The sequence below is a fragment of the Luteimonas sp. MC1828 genome, assembly GCF_016461615.1.
GTDB lineage: Bacteria > Pseudomonadota > Gammaproteobacteria > Xanthomonadales > Xanthomonadaceae > Luteimonas.
Map to the genome: position 1 here is coordinate 1,125,346 of NZ_JAEMNY010000001.1, position 16,133 is coordinate 1,141,478.

Genomic DNA, 16,133 nt, shown 5'->3' on the forward strand with positions numbered 1-16,133 from the left:
TTGTAGCGCGAGTGCACGTGGACCCGCGTCTTGGCGTGTTTACAGCTAAGCCGGACATTATACGGGCAAGTTTCCCTTGCGCGCTAGGGGCTTACGGGCCGTCGCCGAGCGCGTCCCCGTTGGCAGCCAGGAATTCGTCCAGCAGACGCGCGTCGGCCTTGGACAGGGCGCCGCGGTCGATCAGCTCCGGCCGGCGCTGCCAGGTGCGGCCGAGTGCCTGCTGGCGGCGCCAGCGGGCGATCGCGGCGTGGTTGCCGGACAGCAGTACCGGCGGCACTTCGCCGTAGGCGTGCTCCAGCGGCCGCGTGTAGTGCGGGCAGTCCAGCAGCAGCGGCCCCGTGCCATCGGCCGACGGCTCGAAGCTGTCCTGCGCGGCCGACTCGACATCATTGAGCGCACCCGGCAGCAGCCGCGCGACCGCGTCGACGACGACAGCGGCGGCCAGCTCGCCGCCCGACAGCACGTAATCGCCGATCGACAGCTCCTCGTCCACCTCGGCGGCCAGCAAGCGCTCGTCGACGCCCTCGTAGCGGCCGCACAGCATCACCAGGCGCGGCTCCAGCGCCAGCGCACGGGCGCGGGCCTGGTCGAACGGCCTGCCCTGCGGGCTCAGATAGACCACGCGCGCAGGCCCCGGTGCCGCGGCGCGGGCGGCGGCGAGTACCGCGCGCAGCGGCTCCACCATCATCACCATGCCCGGGCCGCCGCCAAACGGGCGGTCGTCGACGCGCCGGTAGCTGCCTTCGGCGAAATCGCGCGGGTTCCAGCCGTGCACCGACAGCAGACCACGCTCGCCCGCACGTCCGACCACGCCGTGGCCGGCGACCTGGGTGACGAACTCGGGAAACAGGCTGACGACGTCGATGCGCATGGCGGCTGCGGGGTCCGGAGTGCCTAGAACTCGGCGTCCCAGTCGACGGTGACCAGGCCCGCCTCGAAATCGATCGAGACCACATAGTCCGGCACGACGAACGGAATCATCCGCTCGCGATCGCCGCGCGCCACCAGCACGTCGTTGGCGCCAGTGGAGAACAGGTGCGACACGGTGCCGAAGTCACTGCCGTCGACGTTGCGTACGCGGAGGCCTTCGAGGTCGACCCAGTAGTACTCGCCGGGCGCCGGCGGCGGCAGCGATTCACGCGCCACCCAGACCTCGGTGCCGCGCAGCGCCTCGGCGGCGTCGCGGTCCTCGATGCCGGGCAGGCGAGCGACCAGGCCCTTGGCCGTTTCGCGGCCAGTGGCACCTTCGGCCACGCGCTCGACGCCCTGCGCATCGCGCAGGGTCCAGGGCTGGTAGCCGAGGATGGCGCGAGCCGGCTCGGTGAAGGACTCGAGCTTCAGCTCGCCACGCACGCCAAAGGCGCCGTGGACCCTGCCCAGCAGGATGCGGCGCCCGGTGACGTCCATTGCAGGAGCTGGGCCGCGCACGGGGCGCGGCCCGCGCGTCAGGCGGCCGTAGCCGTCGGGGCGGCCTTGCCGGCTTCCCGATACAGGTTGCGGACCTTGTCGGTCATCTGCGCGCCCTGCGTGACCCAATGGTCAACGCGGGCGGTGTCGAGCACCACGCGCGACTCGGCGCCGGTGGCGACCGGGTTGTAGTAACCCACGCGCTCGATGTTGCGGCCGTCGCGCGAGCTGCGCGAGTCGGTGACGACGATGTGGTAGAAGGGGCGCTTCTTGGCGCCGCCGCGGGTAAGGCGGATCTTGACCATGGTGTTTTCCGTGTTGCCCAGTCGCCAGGGTGGCGAGGTAAGCGGCGAATTGTAGCGGATCACCCGGCGGGGAGGAAGTCACCCCAGCCGACCGGTTCAGATCGCCTGCCAGGCAATACCCTCGAACGCAACCCGCACATGCGCCACCAAGCGCGGATCGCCGCGGAAGGCATGGCTGTCGATCGACGCGATCTCCTGCAGCCCCCGAGAATTGGCGGCGAACGCAAAGTCGAAGGCTCCCAGCGCATCCAGCCGCACCGGGCCAGCCTGCTGCCCGATGCCGACGTCTGCCAGGCGCGCCTGCAGCAGGCGTTCGGTCACGCCTCGCAATGCGGGCGCGACGGGCCAGGTGATTCCGTCGCGCCCGCCCAAGCCGATGTTCCAGAAGCTCCCTTCCGCCACAAGTCCGTCGTTGTCGACCAGGAGCGCATCGTCGAACCCTTCCGCCTGCGCCTCGCGACGGGCTGCCAGCTGGGGCGCGAGAGCGAGGTGCTTCAGCTGCGGATCGACGCGCAGCATGCGCCGCGACTGCAGCCGCAATGGACGGGCGCCGGGCTCGCGCGGCGCCTCGATCTCGATGCGCGTCACAGGTGTACCAGCGGCATCGGCGTCGCCCTGCGCACCTGCGACCTGCGCCCGGGCAACCACCAGGCGCACGGTGCAGGCCTGCGCGGCGTCGCCGGCGATCGCCGCACGGATACGCATCCGCAGGTCCGCAAGATCCAGGCTGGAGCCAAACATCGCCCGGGTCGCGTCATCAAGACGCGCGAAGTGCAGGTCCAGCCCGCGCACCGCGCCGCGCCGCGCCTGGAACGTGGTGAAGTGCCCCGCCTGCGCCGACGCGTCCATCAGGCTCGCCGCGGTGCCTGCCTCAGCGGAACGGCATCGCGCCGCGCCCGCCCATCATGCCCTGCAGGCCGCGCATCATGCCCTTCATGCCGCCGCGGCCCAGCTTGGCCATCATCTTTTCCATCTGCTGGTACTGCTTCATCAGCTTGTTGACGTCGGCGGGCGTGACGCCGGAGCCGGCGGCGATGCGCTTGCGGCGCGAGCCGTTGAGCAGCGCCGGGTTGCGACGCTCCTTCTTGGTCATCGAGCCGATGATCGCGACCATGCGCGGCACTTCCCGGCCGGTGACCTGGTTCTTGACCTCGTCGGAGATCTTCGCCATGCCCGGCAGCTTGTCCATCAGGCCGTGGATGCCGCCCATGCCCTGCATCTGCTCGAGCTGGTCGCGCATGTCGTTGAGGTCGAACTTCTTGCCCTTGGCGACCTTCTCGGCGAGCTTCTGCGCCTTGTCCTTGTCGACCTGCCCTTCCACCTGCTCGACCAGCGACAGCACGTCGCCCATGTCGAGGATGCGGCTGGCGATGCGGTCCGGGTGGAACACGTCCAGGCCATCGACCTTCTCGCCGGTGCCGATGAACTTGATCGGCTTGCCGGTGATGTAGCGCACGCTGAGCGCGGCGCCGCCACGGGCGTCGCCGTCGGTCTTGGTGAGCACCACGCCAGTCAGCGGAAGTGCTTCGCTGAAGGCCTTCGCGGTGTTGGCGGCGTCCTGGCCAGTCATCGCATCGACGACGAACAGGGTCTCGACCGGATTGACGGCGGCGTGGAGGGCCTTGATCTCGGCCATCATCGCTTCGTCGATGGCGAGGCGGCCGGCGGTATCGACCAGCAGCACGTCGATGAACGACTTGCGCGCGTCGTCGATCGCCGCGCGCACGATGTCGACCGGCTTCTGCGAGGCGTCGGAGGCGAAGAAGCGCACGTCGACCTGTTCGGCCAGCGTCTTCAGCTGCTCGATGGCCGCCGGACGGTAGACGTCGGCGCTGACCACCATCACCTTCTTCTTGCGCTTTTCCTTCAGCAGCTTCGCCAGCTTGCCGACCGTCGTGGTCTTGCCCGCGCCCTGCAGGCCGGCCATCAGCACCACCGCAGGCGCCGGCACGTTGAGGTTTAAGTCCGAAGCCTGCGCGCCCATCACCGTGGTGAGCTCGTCGCGCACGACCTTGATCAGCGCCTGACCCGGGGTCAGCGACTTCAGCACTTCCTGGCCGACCGCGCGCACCTTGATGCGTTCGATCAGCGCCTGCACCACCGGCAGCGCGACGTCGGCTTCGAGCAGCGCGATGCGTACTTCGCGGGTGGCTTCGCGGATGTTCTCCTCGGTCAGGCGCCCGCGGCCACGCAGGCGCTCGATGGTGCCGGACAGGCGCTGGGTGAGGGACTCGAACATGGAATGCGACCGCGTGATCTGAGGGCCGACCAGTATACCGGCACGCTGCGGGCCCCCAGGATTGCCCTACACTTGCGCGATGACATCGCTTCTCATCGCGGCCCTGCTCTATGCCATTGCGACCGCGCTGCTGGTCCGCTCACTGCGCCGGGGCCCGTCGGTGGGGCGCGGCTGGCTACCCTTCGCGGCCGCGGCGGTGATCGCGCATGCCGTCACCCACGCCGCCGAGTGGCACGCCGTTGGCGGCGTGGACCTGCATTTTTATGCCGCGCTGTCACTGGTCGGGCTGGGCATGGCCGCGCTTACCGCGGGCTATGGCGCACGTGGCCGCATGGCGGCGCTGGGCGTAGTGGTGTTTCCGATCGCGATGGCGTCGCTGCTGGCGTGGGCCAGCCAGCGCGGCGGTGGCTTGGGCGCGTCGCAGCTGTCGCTTCCGCTGCGCCTGCATGCCGGCTCGGCACTGCTCGCGTACGCCACGCTCGCCGTCGCCGCCGTGCTGGCGATCATGCTCTGGCTGCAGGAACGCAGCCTTCGCCGGCGCGAATTCCACGGCTGGCTGCACGTGCTCCCGCCGATGGTCGAACTCGAAACCCTGCTCTTCCGCACCATCACCGTCGGCTTCGTGCTGCTCACCGCGACCCTGCTCACCGGCCTCGTCTTCGTCGACGATTTCTTCGCCCAGCACCTGGTGCACAAGTCGGTGCTGAGCGTGCTGTCGTGGCTGGCCTTCGGCGCACTGCTGGTCGGCCGCTGGCAACGTGGCTGGCGCGGCGCGGTCGCCGTGCGCTGGACGCTGGCGGCGATGGTGCTGCTGGTGCTGGCGTTCTTCGGCAGCAAGTTCGTGCTGGAAATGGTCCTCGGCAGGCGCTGACGCCCGCCCGACTATTCTGAAGCGGCGGTGATCGCGTCCGACAGCCGCTCCACCGCCACCACCTCCATGCCCTTGTAGGCAGCCGCGCGCGGCGCATTGGCCTTGGGCACGATCGCGCGCTTGAAGCCGTGGGTGGCGGCTTCCTTCAGGCGCTCCTCGCCGTTGGGGACAGGGCGGATCTCACCCGACAACCCCACCTCGCCGAACGCGATGGTCTTGTCCGCCAAGGGCTGGTCGCGCAGCGACGACAGCACTGCCAGCAGCACCGGCAGGTCGGCCGCGGTCTCCTGCACCCGGATGCCGCCGACCACGTTCACGAACACGTCCTGGTCGCCGACCATGACGCCGCCGTGGCGGTGAAGGACGGCCAGCAGCATCGCCAGCCGGTTCTGCTCCAGGCCGACCGCCACGCGCCGCGGGTTGGACAGCGGCGAGGAATCGACCAGCGCCTGCACCTCGACCAGCAGCGGCCGCGTGCCCTCGCGCGTGACCATCACGCAGCTCCCCGGCTGCCGCGTGGCACCCGACAGGAAGATCGCGGACGGATTCGGCACTTCCTTCAGCCCCTTGTCGCCCATCGCGAACACGCCGAGTTCGTTGACGGCGCCGAAGCGGTTCTTGAACGCGCGCAGCACGCGGAAACGGCTGCCGCTGTCGCCCTCGAAATACAGCACCGCGTCGACCATGTGCTCGAGCACGCGCGGGCCGGCGATGCCGCCCTCCTTGGTGACGTGGCCGACCAGGAACACCGCGGTCCCGGTTTCCTTGGCGTAGCGCACCAGGCGCGCGGCGGATTCACGCACCTGGCCGACGGATCCGGGCGCGGCGGTCATCGATTCCGTCCACAGCGTCTGCACCGAATCGGCGACGATCACCCTGGGGCGCAGCTTGGCGGCATGGCCGAGGATGTTCTCCACGCCGGTTTCCGCCAGGGCGCTGAGGCCGTCGAGCGGCAGGCCCAGCCGCGCGGCGCGGCCGGCCACCTGGGCCAGCGACTCCTCTCCGGTGACATACAGCCCCGGCAGCGTGCCCGACATGCTGGCCATCGCCTGCAGCAACAGGGTGGACTTGCCGATGCCCGGATCGCCACCCACCAGCACCACGGCACCTTCCACCAGACCACCGCCGAGCACGCGGTCGAACTCACCGATGCCGGTGGAGACGCGCTCGTCCTCATGGTGGCGCACGTCCTTGAGCGCCGTGACCTGCGGCGCCTCGACCTTGCCGGCCCAGCCGCCACGGCGCGCGGGCGACGACGCCTTGGCCGCCGACGCAGGCTCGAGCACGATCTCCGACACCGTGTCCCACGCCCCGCAGGCGCCGCACTGGCCCTGCCACTTGCTGGAATCGGCGCCGCATTCGGTGCAGACGTAGGCGGTGCGCGCCTTGGCCATGGACATCCCGGGGGTGTTGGAGAGGCCGCAGGATAGCGGCCACCGGTCGCGTCGGGCGAGACGCGACGCCCCTGCGCCCTTCCGCTTTGACCGTACGCGCCCGCTCGCCCTACAATGCGCGGCCACGCCGGAATAGCTCAGTTGGTAGAGCGGCGCATTCGTAATGCGTAGGTCGTAGGTTCGATTCCTATTTCCGGCACCAGTGACGCAGAAAGGCCGCCCTCGGGCGGCCTTTTTGTTGCGCGAGCCAGGCCGGGGTGGCCCGGCCGCCCGCCCTACTCCACCAGCCGCAGGCGCAGTTCCTTGGGCAGCGCGAACACCATGTTCTCCGGCTCGCCGGACAGCTCGCGGATGCCTACGGCGCCCAGCTCGCGCAGGCGCGCCAGCACGCCTTCCACCAGCACGTCCGGCGCCGAGGCGCCGGCGGTCACGCCGATGTGGCGGCGGCCTTCGACCCAGCGCACGTCGATCTCCTCGGCACCGTCGATCAGGTACGCCTCGACACCATCGCGCTCGGCCAGCTCCCGGAGCCGGTTGGAGTTGGAGCTGTTCGGCGAACCGACCACCAGCACCAGGTCGCACTGCGACGCCAGCGCGCGCACCGCGTCCTGGCGGTTCTGGGTGGCGTAGCAGATGTCGTCGTTCTTTGGCCCCTGGATCGCCGGGAAACGCAGGCGCAGGGCCTCGATGACGCTGCGGGTGTCATCCACCGACAGCGTGGTCTGGGTCGTGTAGGCCAGGTTCCCGGGCTGCGAGACCTCGAGCACGGCCACATCGGCGACGTCCTCGACCAGGTAGATGCGCCCGGTGCCGCGTTCCTTGTTCCACTGGCCCATCGTGCCTTCGACTTCCGGATGCCCGGCATGGCCGATCAGCACCACGTCGCGCCCGGCTCGGCACTGCCGCGCGACCTCCAGGTGCACCTTGGTCACCAGAGGACAGGTGGCGTCGAACACCTTCAGGCCGCGCCGGTCGGCTTCCTGGCGCACCGCCTGCGAGACGCCGTGGGCGCTGAAGATCACGGTGTTGCCATCGGGCACCTCGTCGAGCTCCTCGACGAAGATCGCGCCGCGCTTCTTCAGGTCATCGACCACGTAGCGGTTGTGGACCACCTCGTGGCGCACGTAGATGGGCGCGCCGAGCGTCTCGATGGCGCGCTTGACGATCTCGATGGCGCGGTCCACGCCGGCACAGAAACCACGGGGGTTGGCGAGCACGATATCCATGATGGCCATTCTACCGCCCCGGCACGGGCGCCGCCCTTCCCGGGCTGCGGGAGGAGCGGCGCGCGTTTATGCCGGCTTCGGCTTGCCTGCGATCAGCCCGAACAGCGCGATCCCGATCGCACCGCCGACGATCGCGGCATCGGCGATGTTGAACGCCGGCCAGTAGTAATCGCGCCAGTGCCACTGGACGAAATCGATGACATGGCCATGCACGATCCGGTCGATCACGTTGCCGATCGCGCCGCCGATCACAAGCGCGAACGGCAGCGCCGTGCGCCAGTCACCACGCGGGGTGCGCGAAAGCCACACCGCCAGCAGACCGCTGATGCCGAACGCCAGGATGCTGAAGAACCACTTCTGCCAACCACCGGCATCGGACAGAAAGCTGAACGCGGCACCCGTGTTGTAGGTGCGGTACCAGTTCCAGAATCCGTCGATCACCGGGATCGCCGTGTACTCCGGCAGGCTGCTGAGTACCCACTGCTTGCTCAGCTGGTCGAGCACGATGACCAGCGCGGAAAGCAGCAGCCAGGGCAACGCATTGCGGGCGGGCTTCAGAACCATTGGCGATCCTCAGTGTTGCCTTCGACGTTGCCCGCGCAGCGCGTGCACAGCAGCGGATGCGCGGCGACGGTGCCGATGTCGCCGCGGTGCTGCCAGCAGCGCACGCACTTGGGCTTGGTGGTGGCCGTCGCGCTGACGCCGATCTCGGTGGCGCCATCGGCGACCACCAGCGCGACATCGCCGCTGATCAGCAGGAAGCGGAGTTCGTCGAGCAGCGGCGACAGCCGATTCTGGTCGGCGACGCCGCATGCGAGCGTGATCTCGGCTTCCAGCGCGGCACCGATCACGCCGCTCGCGCGCATCGGCTCGAGCACCTTGGCCACCTGCTCGCGCAGGCGCAGCAACTCGTCGAACTCGCGCGCCGACATCGCGGCGTCGTCGGCCATCGGCGCCAGGCCGTCGTACCAGGTGGCGAACAGCACGTTGTCCTCGCGCGTGCCCGGCAGGTGGCTCCACATTTCGTCGGCGGTGAACGCCAGCACCGGGGCGATCCAGCGCACGAAGGCCTCGGTGATGCGGTACATCGCGCTCTGCGCGCTGCGCCGGCCGCGCGAGTCCTCCGGCATGGTGTACAGCCGGTCCTTGGTGACATCGAGGTACAGCGAACCGAGGTCGACGCTGCAGAAATTGAGCAGCGCCTGGATGATCTCCGCGAAATCGTAGCGCGCGTATGCGGCGACGATCTTTTCCTGCACTTCCCACGCGCGGTGCACGATCCAGCGGTCCAGCGCCACCATGTCGTCGAGCGGGCGCAGGTCGCGCACCGGGTCGAACCCGTGCAGGTTGCCGAGCAGGAAGCGCGCGGTGTTGCGGATGCGGCGGTAGGCATCGGCGTTGCGCTTGAGGATCTCCTTCGACAGCGACATCTCGTTGCTGTAGTCGGCCGACGCGATCCACAGGCGCAGGATGTCCGCGCCCAGCGTCTTCATGATTTCCTGCGGCTCAATGCCGTTGCCGAGCGACTTCGACATCTTGCGGCCGTTCTCGTCGACCGTGAAGCCGTGCGTCAGGCACTGCCGGTACGGCGCGGCGCCGTCGATCGCGATACCGGTGAGCAGCGACGACTGGAACCAGCCGCGGTGCTGGTCCGAGCCTTCGAGGTACAGGTCGGCCGGCTTGCCGATGCCGCGCGCGGCCAGCACGCACTCGTGGGTGACGCCGGAATCGAACCAGACGTCGAGGATGTCGGTGATGCGGTCGTAGTCGCCCGCCTCGTCGCCCAGTAGCTCGGCCGGATCGAGGTCGTACCAGGCATCGATGCCGGCAACCTCGACGCGGTCGGCGGCAGCGCGCATCAGTTCGCTGGAGCGCGGGTGCGGCTCGCCGGTCTCGCGGTGCACGAACAGCGCGATCGGCACGCCCCAGGTGCGCTGGCGCGAGATCGTCCAGTCCGGGCGGCCCTCGACCATGCCCGCGATGCGCGCTTCACCCCACCCGGGAAACCACTCCACGCCCTGGATCGCGGCGAGCGCGTCGCGGCGCAGCCCCGCCTGGTCCATCGAGATGAACCACTGCGGCGTGGCGCGGAACACCACCGGCGTGCGGTGGCGCCAGCAGTGCGGGTAGCTGTGCTGCAGGCTGGCATGCGCGAGCAGTGCGCCGTTGGCACGGAGGACTTCAACAATCGCGTCGTTGGCCTTCCAGATGTGCGTGCCGGCGAGCGCCACGCCGTCCGCCGCCGGCGTCGACGGCAGATACACGCCGCGTCCGTCGACCGGGTTGAGCTGCGCCGCCGTGTACTTCTCGACCAGCCCGTAGTGCCGGGCCGCCACGAAATCCTCCTGGCCATGCCCGGGGGCGGTATGCACCGCGCCGGTGCCGTCTTCGGCGGTCACGTGTTCGCCGAGGATCAGCGGAATGTCGCGCCCGGGGTAGAACGGGTGCGCAAGCAACTGGCCTTCGAGCGCGCTGCCCGGGGCGTGGCCGTGCACGGTCACCTCGTCCACCCCGTAGCGTGCAAGCGCCTTCGCCTCGAGCCCCGAGGCCAGCACCAGCCAGCGGCGTCGGCCGCCATGCGCCGGCCCTTCGACCAGCGGGCCCTCGACAAGCGTGTAGTCCAGCCCCGCGCCCAGCGCCACCGCCAGCGATGCCGGCAGCGTCCACGGCGTGGTGGTCCAGATCGGCACCGCGATCTCGACACCTTCCGGCACTTCGGTGCCGAAGGCACGCGCCAGCGCCTGTGCATCACGTGCCGGGTACGCCACGTCGACCGCGGTCGACTGCTTGTCCTGGTATTCGATTTCCGCCTCGGCCAGCGCCGAGCCGCAGTCGAAGCACCAGTAGACCGGCTTCACGCCGCGCACCAGATGGCCGTTGTCGACCACCTTGGCCAGCGCGCGCATTTCATCGGCCTCGAACTTCGGGTCGAGCGTGAGGTACGGGTTGTCCCAGTCGCCGAGCACGCCCAGGCGCTTGAAATCGCGCATCTGCAGTTCGATCTGCGACAGCGCGTAGTCGCGGCAGGCCTGGCGGAACGCGGTGGCATCGAGCTTCACCCCCACCTTGCCGTGCTTCTTCTCGATCGCGATCTCGATTGGCAGGCCATGGCAGTCCCAGCCGGGGATGTACGGCGCATCGAAACCGGCGACGGTCTTCGAGCGGACGATGATGTCCTTGAGGATCTTGTTGACCGCATGCCCGAGGTGGATGGCGCCGTTGGCATACGGCGGACCGTCGTGCAGCACGAACTTCGGCCGACCCGCGGCGTGCGTGCGCAGGCGTGCGTACAGGCCCTCGCCCTCCCAGCGCGCCAGCGTGTCCGGCTCCCGCTTGGGCAGGTCGCCGCGCATCGGAAACGCGGTCTCGGGCAGGAGGATGGTCGGCTTGTAGCGCTGGCTGTCGTCGTCGGTCACGCGGTCGCTCGCTGCGGGGGCTGCATCAAAAGGTGGCGCGCCTGCTCGGCGTCGCGCTGCATCTGCGCGACCAGGGTCGGCAGGTCGGGGTATTTTTCCTCGTCGCGCAGGCGCGCGACGAACTCGACCTCGATGCGCCGACCATAAAGGTCGCCGTCGAAGTCGAACAGGTGGGCTTCCAGCAGCGGCTCCACGCCGTCCACGGTCGGCCGGGTGCCGAAGCTCGACACCGAGGGCCAGGGCCGGTCACCGACGCCGTGCACGCGGGTGGCGTAGATGCCCTGCAAGGCCGGCACCTTGCCGCCGAAGCGCAGGTTGGCGGTGGGGAAACCCAGCGTACGGCCGAGTTGGCGTCCACGCACCACGCGCCCGGCGATGGCATAGGGCCTGTCGAGCAGCCGCGTGGCGGCGGCGAAGTCGCCTGCCGTCAGCGCGGCGCGGATGCGGGTGCTGGACACGCGCTCGTCGTCGAGCAGGACCGGCGCGATCTCGCCGGCGGCAAAGCCGAGTCGCTGCCCCGCCTGGCGCAGGGTGTCGAGGTCACCGGCGCGCCGCTGGCCGTAGCGGAACCCGGGGCCCACCCAGACCTCGCGGGCAGCGAGGCGTCCGGCCAGTACCGATTCGGCGAACGCATCCGGCGACAGCGCCGCGAATCCGGCGTTGAAGCGCAACAGGCCGACGGCATCGGCACCAAGCGCGCACAGCCCTTCGAACTTCGCCCGTGGCAGCCCCAGCCGCGGCGGTGGAGCGACAGGCGCGAAGAATTCCCGCGGCAAGGGTTCGAAGCTCAGCGCGACCAGCGGCAAGCCAAGGGCGTGGGCGCGCCCGGCCGCGTGGCGCAGCAGCGCGCGATGGCCGAGATGCAGGCCGTCGAAGGCGCCGATGCAGGCCACGCTGCCCTCGGGGCACAAGGGCCCGCCGTCGACGTCGCGGAACAGCTGCTTCATGGGGTCCTGGGTGGAGAGGTGCGGCCGCCACCGGCGCCGCGACCGCGTGGGGTCGACCAGAGAGTATAACGGCGGCGCTCCACCCCCGGCCTCAGTGGCGCAGGTGGCGGGGCCGCAGGCCCAGCACCAGCAGGGCCAGGCCGTAGCTCGCCGCGCCGGCGGAGATGGTCGCCAGCAGCCAGCCAGCGCGTGCCTGCCAACCATCGATGGCCGTCCAGTCGCCGATCCAGCCGCGCATCGCCAGCACGGCCGCCGCCATCGCCGCGCACGCCAGCAGAAGCCGCAGGCCAAATCGGCCCCAGCCCAAGGCGGGCACATAGACCCCGCCGCGGCGCAGGTAGCGCCACAGCAGCCAGGCGTTGGCCACGCCGGCAAGACCCGTGGCGAGTGCGATGCCACCGTGCGCGCCCGGCGTGTCGTGCAGCCACATCGGCGTGGTGAACGCGATGGTCAGCGCCACGTTGATGGCGACCGTCAGCAGGGCCGCGCGCATCGGGGTCTTCATGTCCTGGCGGGCGTAGAACGCCGGCGCCAGCACCTTGCTCAGCATGAACGCCGGAATGCCGATGCTCATGGCGGTCAGGCTGAGCGCCGCCATCCGCGTGTCCACCGCGGTGAATGCGCCGTAGTTGTAGACCGTGGCCGTCACCGGCTCGGCCAGCAGCAGCAGGCCGAGGCCCGCCGGCATGCCGGCCAGCAGCGCCATGCGCAGCGCCCAGTCCAGCGAATGGTTGTAGCCGTCCGCGTCTTCGGCCGCATGCCGGCGCGACAGGTGCGGCAGGATCACGGTCCCCAGCGCCACGCCGAACAGCCCCAGCGGAAACTCGACCAGGCGGTCGGAGTAGTACAGCCAGTCCTGGCTGCCATCGGCCAGCAGCGACGCGAATGCCGTGCCCACCAGCAGATTGACCTGCGCCACCGAGGACGAGAACAGCGTCGGCAGCATCAGCTTGCCGACCCGGCGCACGTCCGGATGGCGGAAGCCGGGGCGCAGGCGCGGCCGCAGCCCCAGCCTGCCGAGCGCCGGCCACAGCAGCACCAGCTGCAGGAAGCCGGCGACCAGCACGCCCCAGGCAAGGCCCACCGGCTGCACCTCGAAACGCGGTGCCAGCCAGAACATGGCGGCGATCATCGTCAGGTTGTGCAGCACCGGGGTGAACGCCGGCAGCGCGAAACGCCCTTCGCTGTTGAGCACCGAGCCGGCCAGCGCCATCATCGAAATGAACAGCAGGTACGGGAACGTGATGCGCAGCATCAGCGCCGTCTGCGCGAACTTCTCGGGTTCGTCCAGCGCACCCGGCGTGAACAGCGCGGTGATCACCGGCGCCAGCAGCACGCCGGCGGCGCAGACCACCAGCACCACCGCGCACAGCGCGCCGGCCATGTGGTCGATGAAGTCCTTGAGCGCCGCGCGATCGCCGCGTTCCTTGATCTCGTTGAGCACGGGCACGAAGGCCATCGCCATCGAACCCTCCGCGAACACGCGGCGCAGGAAGTTCGGGATGCGGTAGGCGACAATGAACGCACTCATCGCACCGCCGGTGCCGAACAGCGTGGCCTGCAGCATGTCGCGCACGAAGCCGGCGATCCGCGACAGCAGGGTCATCGCACTGAACACCGCGGTCGAACGCATCAGCCCGCCACGCGGGCGGCGACCTCCGGGACCGGGGGCGACTGGCCCGCTTGCCGAAGCTGCAGACGGCGCGGCCGCGGCCGGATCCGGGCTGTCCAGGCCCGGTGCCGGGGCGGACCCGGTCACGCCCGCAGCCCCGCGTGGCGGGCATTGTTGACGCAAGCCCCTGATTCACCCATAATTTCCTGCTTGCTCGACCCCAAACTCATCTCTACCCCAGTTTCCAGGATCCCATCGTGGCCAACATCAAGTCCTCCAAGAAGCGCGCCAAGCAGGCTGTCGTGCGCAACCTGCGCAACAACAGCCAGCGTTCGCAGCTGCGCACCGCCGTCAAGAAAGTGCTCAAGGCGCTCGACGCCAACGATGCAACCGGCGCCCGCGAGGCCTTCAACGTCGCGCAGCCGATCCTCGATCGCTTCAGCGCGCGTGGCCTGATCCACCGCAACAAGGCCGCCCGCCACAAGAGCCGCATCAACGCCCGCATCAAGGCGCTTGCTGCCGCCTGAGGCCGTTGTACCGGCGCTTCCCGAAAACCCGGCCTCGGCCGGGTTTTTTGCGTGGGCTGGGCGGGGTGCCAGGGCAAAGGCGTTCCTGGCCACGGATTTGCGCGGATTTACCCGGATCTGTCCGAGGCGAGCGGATGCGTCACGCGCAGACGGCTGCATCTGGTGTGGCTCTTGCACCCTATCCCCGCTGATCCGCGCAAATCCGTGGCACGAAGAAGCTCCTGCCCTTTCCACCCCGCCCACCTCAGCCTCCGGCCGGGTCAGCCGGAGCGGCTGCATGGGCTGCGTCGGCCGCATCGGCGGCTTCAGCGGCCAGCAGGGCCTGTTCGTCGAGGAACGCCTGGACCTTGAGCATCACGTCGCGGGTGCCCGTGTGCGCAAGGCCCGAGACCACGAACCAGGGCTGGGTCCAGCCGAGTTCGGACACGATGCGCTCGGCCAGAGCGCGTGCGTCGTCGACCGGCAACAGGTCGGCCTTGTTGAGCAGCAGCCAGCGCGGCTTCTCCATCAGGCCGGCATCGAACTTCGCCAGTTCGTGCTCGATCGCGCGCACCTGCGCAACCGCATCGGAGCCGTCGAGCGGCTCCACTTCGACCAGGTGCAGCAGCAGGCTGGTGCGCTGGATGTGGCGCAGGAACAGCGCGCCGAGGCCGGCGCCATCGGCGGCACCCTCGATCAGGCCCGGAATGTCGGCGATCACGAAACTCCGCGCCGGCTCCACGCTGACCACGCCGAGGTTCGGGTACAGCGTGGTGAACGGATAGTCCGCCACCTTCGGCGTGGCCGCCGAGACCGCGCGGATCAGCGTCGACTTGCCCGCGTTCGGGAAGCCCAGCAGGCCGACATCGGCGAGCAGCTTCAGTTCCAGGCGCAGCGCGCGCTGCTCGCCTTCGCCGCCCGGCGTAGCCCGGCGCGGGGCGCGGGTGATCGAGCTCTTGAAGTGCATGTTGCCCAGCCCGCCCTGCCCGCCGCGCGCGACCAGCAGGCGGTCGCCGTCGTTCACCAGGTCACCGATCACCTCGTCGGTGTCGATGTTGAGCACCTGGGTGCCCACCGGCACGGTGATCACCGTATCGGTGCCGCCCTTGCCGTAGCGCTGCTGGCCCATGCCGTCTTCGCCGCGCTGGGCGCGGAACGCCTTCTGGTGGCGAAAATCGACCAGCGTGTTGAGGTTGCGCGTGGCTTCGATCCAGACGTTGCCGCCGTCCCCGCCATCGCCACCATCAGGTCCGCCGAGCGGGATGTATTTTTCGCGCCGGAAACCGACGCAGCCATTGCCGCCGTTGCCGGCGGTCACGGTGATTTCGGCTTCGTCGACGAGTTTCATGTCTGGATCCGCTGCTTGATTGGGGGGATTACAACAAAAAGCCCCGCCGGAGCGGGGCCCTTGCTGAATCGTGGCGCCAGGCTCAGGCCTCGGCAACCACGCTCACGGTGCGACGCTTCTTCGGGCCCTTGACCGCGAACTCGACCTTGCCGTCGATCAACGCGAACAGGGTGTGGTCGCGGCCGAGGCCGACGCCCGCGCCCGGGTGGAACTGGGTACCGCGCTGGCGGATGATGATGTTGCCGGCATCGATCGCCTGGCCACCATAGATCTTCACGCCGAGGTATTTCGGGTTGGAGTCGCGGCCGTTGCGCGAGGAACCTACGCCCTTTTTATGTGCCATGGCTGCTGCTCCTTACTTCTTGTCGCCACCGGCGATGCCGGTGATCTCGATTTCGGTGTAGTGCTGCCGGTGGCCCATCTGCTTGCGATGGTGCTTGCGGCGGCGGAACTTCACGATGCGCACCTTGTCGGCGCGGCCGTGGGCCTTGACGGTGGCGGTGACGGTGGCGCCCTTGAGCGCGTCGCCGATCTTGATGCCTTCGCCGTCGCCGAGCATGAGCACGTTGTCGAACGTGATCTCCTTGCCCGCCTCGACGTCAAGCAGCTCGACGCGGAGCGTCTCGCCTTGCATCACGCGGTATTGCTTTCCGCCTGTTACCAGGACTGCGTACATGACCAAGCTTCCTATGTAGTTATTGTGGTCTCTGTCACCTTTGCGGCAGACAGGAGCGGAATTGTAGGCGATTCATGAAGTTAGCGTCAAATCAACCTGAATACAGCCAATACGGTTGCGTGCGGGGTGCTGCATCAAGTAGCGTCGGGTGACGGTAGCTTCAGGGGGTTGCCGCATAGGGAAGTC

At 69.2% G+C, this 16,133-nt stretch carries 16 protein-coding genes and 1 tRNA gene; 3 read left to right on the top strand and 14 right to left on the bottom strand.

Annotated features, from left to right (window positions below):
• Window positions 1-91 precede the first annotated feature (91 nt).
• The 5 genes from trmD to ffh all read right to left on the bottom strand — a co-directional run bounded on the left by trmD (window position 92) and on the right by ffh (window position 3,951).
• On the bottom strand, window positions 92-871 hold the full coding sequence (trmD, locus tag JHB91_RS05165; protein ID WP_199471936.1) for a tRNA (guanosine(37)-N1)-methyltransferase TrmD: 780 nt from the start codon (window positions 869-871) through the stop codon (window positions 92-94).
• Window positions 872-894: 23 nt separating this feature from the next.
• Complete coding sequence (rimM, locus tag JHB91_RS05170) at window positions 895-1,407, bottom strand: ribosome maturation factor RimM (protein ID WP_199471937.1); 513 nt, start codon at window positions 1,405-1,407, stop codon at window positions 895-897.
• 38 nt (window positions 1,408-1,445) lie between these two features.
• Window positions 1,446-1,712, bottom strand: coding sequence for a 30S ribosomal protein S16 (rpsP, locus tag JHB91_RS05175; protein ID WP_199375412.1), 267 nt, complete (start codon window positions 1,710-1,712; stop codon window positions 1,446-1,448).
• A gap of 96 nt (window positions 1,713-1,808) precedes the next feature.
• A complete protein-coding gene (locus JHB91_RS05180) occupies window positions 1,809-2,561 on the bottom strand; it encodes an aminotransferase class IV (protein WP_199471938.1) in 753 nt (250 codons plus the stop codon).
• Between the two features lie 22 nt (window positions 2,562-2,583).
• Window positions 2,584-3,951, bottom strand: a complete 1,368-nt coding sequence (gene ffh / locus JHB91_RS05185) for a signal recognition particle protein (RefSeq protein ID WP_182821960.1) — start codon at window positions 3,949-3,951, stop codon at window positions 2,584-2,586.
• 79 nt (window positions 3,952-4,030) lie between these two features.
• Here ffh and ccsA point away from each other — a divergent pair, with 79 nt between their 5' ends.
• Window positions 4,031-4,822: a cytochrome c biogenesis protein CcsA gene (ccsA, locus tag JHB91_RS05190; protein ID WP_199375410.1), complete on the top strand. Its 792-nt coding sequence runs from the start codon at window positions 4,031-4,033 to the stop codon at window positions 4,820-4,822.
• A gap of 11 nt (window positions 4,823-4,833) precedes the next feature.
• Here the strand turns inward: ccsA and radA are convergent, their stop codons facing one another.
• Window positions 4,834-6,216 (bottom strand): DNA repair protein RadA, encoded by a 1,383-nt coding sequence (radA, locus tag JHB91_RS05195; protein ID WP_199375409.1) that lies wholly within the window; start codon window positions 6,214-6,216, stop codon window positions 4,834-4,836.
• Window positions 6,217-6,342: 126 nt separating this feature from the next.
• Between radA and JHB91_RS05200 the strand changes: the two genes are divergently transcribed.
• Window positions 6,343-6,418, top strand: a tRNA-Thr gene (locus JHB91_RS05200).
• 73 nt (window positions 6,419-6,491) lie between these two features.
• Here JHB91_RS05200 and ispH read toward each other — a convergent pair.
• The 5 genes from ispH to murJ form a co-directional block, all read right to left on the bottom strand.
• A complete protein-coding gene (ispH, locus tag JHB91_RS05205) occupies window positions 6,492-7,442 on the bottom strand; it encodes a 4-hydroxy-3-methylbut-2-enyl diphosphate reductase (RefSeq protein WP_199471939.1) in 951 nt (316 codons plus the stop codon).
• Between the two features lie 66 nt (window positions 7,443-7,508).
• Window positions 7,509-8,006, bottom strand: coding sequence for a signal peptidase II (lspA, locus tag JHB91_RS05210; RefSeq protein ID WP_199471940.1), 498 nt, complete (start codon window positions 8,004-8,006; stop codon window positions 7,509-7,511).
• Entirely contained in the window at window positions 7,997-10,795 is a 2,799-nt protein-coding gene (gene ileS / locus JHB91_RS05215; RefSeq protein ID WP_233398613.1) for an isoleucine--tRNA ligase, read from the bottom strand. The genes lspA and ileS overlap by 10 nt, the downstream gene beginning before the upstream one ends.
• A gap of 59 nt (window positions 10,796-10,854) precedes the next feature.
• Complete coding sequence (locus JHB91_RS05220) at window positions 10,855-11,805, bottom strand: bifunctional riboflavin kinase/FAD synthetase (RefSeq protein WP_199375405.1); 951 nt, start codon at window positions 11,803-11,805, stop codon at window positions 10,855-10,857.
• A gap of 91 nt (window positions 11,806-11,896) precedes the next feature.
• Window positions 11,897-13,438 (bottom strand): murein biosynthesis integral membrane protein MurJ, encoded by a 1,542-nt coding sequence (gene murJ, locus JHB91_RS05225; RefSeq protein WP_199471943.1) that lies wholly within the window; start codon window positions 13,436-13,438, stop codon window positions 11,897-11,899.
• A gap of 236 nt (window positions 13,439-13,674) precedes the next feature.
• Between murJ and rpsT the strand changes: the two genes are divergently transcribed.
• Entirely contained in the window at window positions 13,675-13,944 is a 270-nt protein-coding gene (gene rpsT, locus JHB91_RS05230) for a 30S ribosomal protein S20 (protein WP_199375403.1), read from the top strand.
• Between the two features lie 244 nt (window positions 13,945-14,188).
• Here the strand turns inward: rpsT and cgtA are convergent, their stop codons facing one another.
• The 3 genes from cgtA to rplU all read right to left on the bottom strand — a co-directional run bounded on the left by cgtA (window position 14,189) and on the right by rplU (window position 15,947).
• Window positions 14,189-15,271, bottom strand: coding sequence for an Obg family GTPase CgtA (gene cgtA / locus JHB91_RS05235; protein WP_199471946.1), 1,083 nt, complete (start codon window positions 15,269-15,271; stop codon window positions 14,189-14,191).
• 82 nt (window positions 15,272-15,353) lie between these two features.
• Complete coding sequence (rpmA, locus tag JHB91_RS05240; protein ID WP_199375401.1) at window positions 15,354-15,614, bottom strand: 50S ribosomal protein L27; 261 nt, start codon at window positions 15,612-15,614, stop codon at window positions 15,354-15,356.
• Between the two features lie 12 nt (window positions 15,615-15,626).
• Window positions 15,627-15,947 carry a 50S ribosomal protein L21 gene (gene rplU / locus JHB91_RS05245; RefSeq protein WP_199471948.1) on the bottom strand — a complete coding sequence of 107 codons (321 nt, stop codon included), beginning with the start codon at window positions 15,945-15,947 and terminating at the stop codon, window positions 15,627-15,629.
• Between the last annotated feature and the right edge of the window lie 186 nt (window positions 15,948-16,133).

Bases quoted from the DNA above. Each gene is read 5' to 3' on its own strand.
- lspA (WP_199471940.1), bottom strand. From the start codon at position 8,006: ATGGTTCTGAAGCCCGCCCGCAATGCGTTGCCCTGGCTGCTGCTTTCC.
- cgtA (WP_199471946.1), bottom strand. From the start codon at position 15,271: ATGAAACTCGTCGACGAAGCCGAAATCACCGTGACCGCCGGCAACGGC.
- rimM (WP_199471937.1), bottom strand. From the start codon at position 1,407: ATGGACGTCACCGGGCGCCGCATCCTGCTGGGCAGGGTCCACGGCGCC.
- JHB91_RS05220 (WP_199375405.1), bottom strand. From the start codon at position 11,805: ATGAAGCAGCTGTTCCGCGACGTCGACGGCGGGCCCTTGTGCCCCGAG.
- rplU (WP_199471948.1), bottom strand. From the start codon at position 15,947: ATGTACGCAGTCCTGGTAACAGGCGGAAAGCAATACCGCGTGATGCAA.
- rpmA (WP_199375401.1), bottom strand. From the start codon at position 15,614: ATGGCACATAAAAAGGGCGTAGGTTCCTCGCGCAACGGCCGCGACTCC.
- JHB91_RS05180 (WP_199471938.1), bottom strand. From the start codon at position 2,561: ATGGACGCGTCGGCGCAGGCGGGGCACTTCACCACGTTCCAGGCGCGG.
- radA (WP_199375409.1), bottom strand. From the start codon at position 6,216: ATGGCCAAGGCGCGCACCGCCTACGTCTGCACCGAATGCGGCGCCGAT.
- ccsA (WP_199375410.1), top strand. From the start codon at position 4,031: ATGACATCGCTTCTCATCGCGGCCCTGCTCTATGCCATTGCGACCGCG.
- ileS (WP_233398613.1), bottom strand. From the start codon at position 10,795: ATGCGCGGCGACCTGCCCAAGCGGGAGCCGGACACGCTGGCGCGCTGG.
- rpsP (WP_199375412.1), bottom strand. From the start codon at position 1,712: ATGGTCAAGATCCGCCTTACCCGCGGCGGCGCCAAGAAGCGCCCCTTC.
- trmD (WP_199471936.1), bottom strand. From the start codon at position 871: ATGCGCATCGACGTCGTCAGCCTGTTTCCCGAGTTCGTCACCCAGGTC.
- murJ (WP_199471943.1), bottom strand. From the start codon at position 13,438: ATGCGTTCGACCGCGGTGTTCAGTGCGATGACCCTGCTGTCGCGGATC.
- ispH (WP_199471939.1), bottom strand. From the start codon at position 7,442: ATGGATATCGTGCTCGCCAACCCCCGTGGTTTCTGTGCCGGCGTGGAC.
- ffh (WP_182821960.1), bottom strand. From the start codon at position 3,951: ATGTTCGAGTCCCTCACCCAGCGCCTGTCCGGCACCATCGAGCGCCTG.